General features: G+C 72.8%; 2 protein-coding genes. Both read right to left on the reverse strand.

The genetic code is table 11. The features are described from left to right. Positions 1 to 350 (reverse strand): DUF2510 domain-containing protein (locus B7767_RS00245; protein WP_143652110.1); only part of this gene is annotated, 350 nt, incomplete at its 3' end. 115 nt (positions 351 to 465) lie between these two features. Then, entirely contained in the window at positions 466 to 1,881 is a 1,416-nt protein-coding gene (locus B7767_RS00250; protein WP_085570281.1) for an FAD-binding oxidoreductase, read from the reverse strand. Positions 1,882 to 2,145: the final 264 nt, after the last annotated feature.

A 2,145-nucleotide genomic window follows, 5' to 3' on the forward strand; every position in this document is an offset into this window, starting at 1 on the left:
CCCCAGGACACCTTGCGGTCCTGGTCGCCGCCGAAGCCGGTCTGGTGGGAGCGGTCGGCGCCCCACGCCGAGGCGGGCTCGGGCCGGCTGCCGTGCTGGGACCCGGCCGGGGACGGTTCCTCGACGGGGTCCTCGTCGAAGAAGTGCGGTCCGGTCTCCTCGACGGAGGGCCGCGCCGGGCCCGTGCCGGGCGGTGGTGCGAGCGACTCGCCGTCCTTGGGCGCCGGACGGCTCGTGCCGGGCACCCAGGAGGCACCGTTCCAGTACCGGACATATCCAGGAATGGACGGGTCCGGGTAATACCCTTCGCGGGGCCTGTCGTCGCCGGGGGCCGGGGTTGGGGCGCTCATGTCCGTCGTCCCGTATCTGCTCGATGGGTGGGTCGGGGGGAACCACATCTATCAGACGAGCGGGGACCTGACCGCCCGTCCGGCCGGACCCCACCCCTTTCGGGCATCTTCCCGTTCAGAAGAGCTTGCCCGGGTTGAGAATGCCCAGCGGGTCGAAGACCTGCTTGACGGCCCGCTGCATCTCCAGTCCCACGGGGCCGATCTCGCGTGCCAGCCACTCCTTCTTCAGCACGCCGACTCCGTGTTCGCCGGTGATGGTGCCGCCGAGTTCCAGACCGAGCGCCATGATCTCGTCGAAGGATTCACGGGCCCGCCGCGACTCCTCCGGGTCCGTCGCGTCGAAGCAGACCGTCGGGTGGGTGTTGCCGTCGCCGGCGTGGGCGACGACGCCGATGGTGAGCCGGTGCTTCCCGGCGATCCGCTCGACGCCGTCGATGAGCTCGCCGAGCCTGGAGCGGGGCACGCACACGTCGTCGATCATCGTCGTGCCCTTGACCGCTTCGAGGGCGACCAGGGACGTCCGCCGTGCCTGGAGCAGCAGTTCGGACTCGGCGGCGTCCTCGGCCGGCACGACCTGGGTGGCGCCGGCGGCCTCGCACAGCGCGCCGACGGCGGCGAGGTCGGCCGCCGGGTCGGTGGTGTCGAAGGCGGCGAGCAGCAGGGCCTCGGTGGACTCCGGGAGGCCCATGCGGGCCATGTCGTTGACGGCCTTGACGGTCGTACGGTCCATGAGTTCGAGGAGGGAGGGGACGTGGCCGCCGGCCATGATGCGGCACACGGCGTCGCAGGCGGCGGCGCCGGAGGAGAACTCGGCGGCCAGCACCAGTTGCCCGGGCGGCTTCGGCCGCAGGGCGAGGACCGCGCGGACGACGATCCCGAGGGAGCCCTCGGAGCCGACGAACAGGCGGGTCAGGTCGTATCCGGCGACGCCCTTGGCGGTGCGGCGGCCGGTGGACATCAGGCGGCCGTCGGCCAGGACGACGTCGAGACCGAGGACGTACTCGGCCGTCACCCCGTACTTCACGCAGCACAGCCCGCCCGACGCGGTGCCGATGTTGCCGCCGATGGTGCACGTCTCCCAGCTCGAGGGGTCCGGCGGGTAGCAGAGGCCGTGTTCGCCGACCGCGCGGGAGAGCGTGGCGTTGACGACGCCGGGTTCGACGACGGCGATCCGGTCGACCGGGTCGACCTCCAGGATGCGGTCCATCTTCGTCAGGGAGAGCACGACGCAGCCGTCGGTGGCGTTGGCGGCGCCGGACAGGCCGGTGCGGGCGCCCTGCGGGACGACGGGGACGCGCAGTTCGGTGGCGGTGCGCATGACGTGCTGGACCTGCTCGACCGTGCGCGGCAGGACCACCACCGCGGGGCTGCCGGCCGGGCAGAAGCTCGCCATGTCGTTGGCGTAGGAGGCCGTGACGTCGGGGTCGGTGAGGACGGCCTCGGGGGGCAGGCCGCCGAGCAGCCGGTCGACGAGGGGGCCGGCCGCCACCGTGTCTTCATCGCGTCGCGCTTCGATACGGCTCATGATCACAGCGTCGCACCGGGGGCCATCGGTGTGAACCCCACGGAGGCACGTGCACCACATCGGGGTGTGATCATCGTACGTACGCGGGGTGTGACGCACAGTGTGCGCCATGACTGTGTGCGCCACGGACGACAAGCCACGTGAGCCCCGCCGGCGGGTGCGCCGCAGGGCCCTGCTCGCCTCGGTCGCCGGGTGCGCGGCGCTGGGCGGGGTGCTGGTGCTGCTGCCCCGGGAGCAGGCGGCGCCGCCCCCGCCGGATCCGGGGGCGCG

The organism is Streptomyces sp. 13-12-16, from assembly GCF_002114215.1.
Taxonomy (GTDB): Bacteria; Actinomycetota; Actinomycetes; order Streptomycetales; family Streptomycetaceae; genus Streptomyces.